This is a genomic window from Azospirillum sp. RU38E (assembly GCF_900188385.1).
Lineage (GTDB): Bacteria > Pseudomonadota > Alphaproteobacteria > Azospirillales > Azospirillaceae > Niveispirillum.
In genome coordinates this window covers 1-1,427 of the sequence record NZ_FZOI01000063.1, presented here as the reverse complement: position 1 = coordinate 1,427, position 1,427 = coordinate 1, and the positions used below count along the sequence as shown (strand labels likewise).

The 1,427-nt window shown below is 63.6% G+C and carries 1 protein-coding gene; it reads left to right on the top strand.

What is annotated here, in order from left to right; all coding sequences use genetic code 11:
- Window positions 1-64 precede the first annotated feature (64 nt).
- Window positions 65-1,252 (top strand): IS701 family transposase, encoded by a 1,188-nt coding sequence (locus tag CHB97_RS25660; RefSeq protein ID WP_089290855.1) that lies wholly within the window; start codon window positions 65-67, stop codon window positions 1,250-1,252.
- Window positions 1,253-1,427 lie beyond the last annotated feature (175 nt).

Genomic DNA, 1,427 nt, shown 5'->3' with positions numbered 1-1,427 from the left:
TACTACAGTTGCGGTTATTGATTTATCGTGATTCCCTGTGCCTTCGGGATATGGAGGTTGAGGCATGGGAGTATCGGATTGGTCTGGGACGTTGTTGGCGTGGGATGAAGCCTTGTCGGGCTTGAAGGATCGGTTGGGTCCGGTGCTTGGGCGGCTTGAGGTTCGGCAGTCTGCGTCGGCTTTCATCGATGGGTTGCTGTCGGATACGGAGCGCAAGACGGGCTGGCTGCTTTCGGAACAGGCAGGTCTTTCCCGGCCTTATCGGATGCAATCGCTGCTGGGTCGCTCACGCTGGGATGCGGACGCGGTCTGCCGGACGGTTCGGGCCTATGTGCTTGAGGCGTTGGGTGGAGGGGACGGGGTCCTTGTGGTGGATGAGACCGGCTTTGTGAAGAAGGGCGAGCATTCGGTCGGGGTTGGCCGTCAATATTCGGGCACGGCGGGCCGGATCGAGAATTGCCAGGTCGGCGTGTTCCTGGCCTATGCGGGGCCGTGGGGCCAGGCGCTGATCGACCGGCGGCTGTATCTGCCGAAGGACTGGGCCGGTGATGCGGCTCGCCGGGCGAAGGCTCAGGTGCCGGAAGACGTGACATTCGCGCCGAAGACGGTGATCGCCCGTGATCTGATCGCGGCGGCGCTGGATGGCGGTGTGAGGTGTGCTTGGGTACTGGCCGATGCCCTGTACGGTTCGGACAGCGGCCTGCGCCGCATGCTGGAGGGGCGTCGGCAGCCCTATGTGCTGGCTGTCCGTTCCAACCAGACCTTGCGGTTTTGGACAACGGATGGTCTGTTGCAGACTGACCCACAGGCCATGGCCGATGAACTGCCGGTCGAGGCCTGGACCCGTCTGGCCGCCGGCGAAGGTGCCAAGGGCCTGCGCCTTTATGATTGGGCGCGTATCCCGCTGGCATGGACCTGTGACGAAGGGTTCGAGCGTTGGGTCCTGATCCGCCGCAACCGGCATGATCCGGACAGGCGGGCCTATTATTTCGTCTTTGCACCGGCCGGCACCGCCCTGGCCGAACTGGCCGGGGCCGCCGGGCTGCGCTGGACCATCGAGGAATGTTTCCAGCGCGCCAAGGACGACCTGGGCCTCGACCATTGCGAGGCCCGATCCTGGCACGGCTGGCACCGGCACATGACCTTGTGCATGGCCGCCGCCGCTTTCCTCGCCAAACTGGCTGCGGACCTGCGCCGCGACGCTGAAGCCAAACGGAACGAAAGGAGTCCGACAGGCCAAATCGCCGCCTGAACCGGCTCAAGACCCTCATCCCCTCCGTCCCCGAAATCAGGCGCCTTATCGCTCGAATCCGGTTCCCGACAGCCAGCGACATCGACGCCGTCCTCGACTGGTCACTCTGGAGGCGAAGACATCAGGCAAACGCCGCTCTCGTCCACTATCGATTACAACAAACGCAACTGTAGTA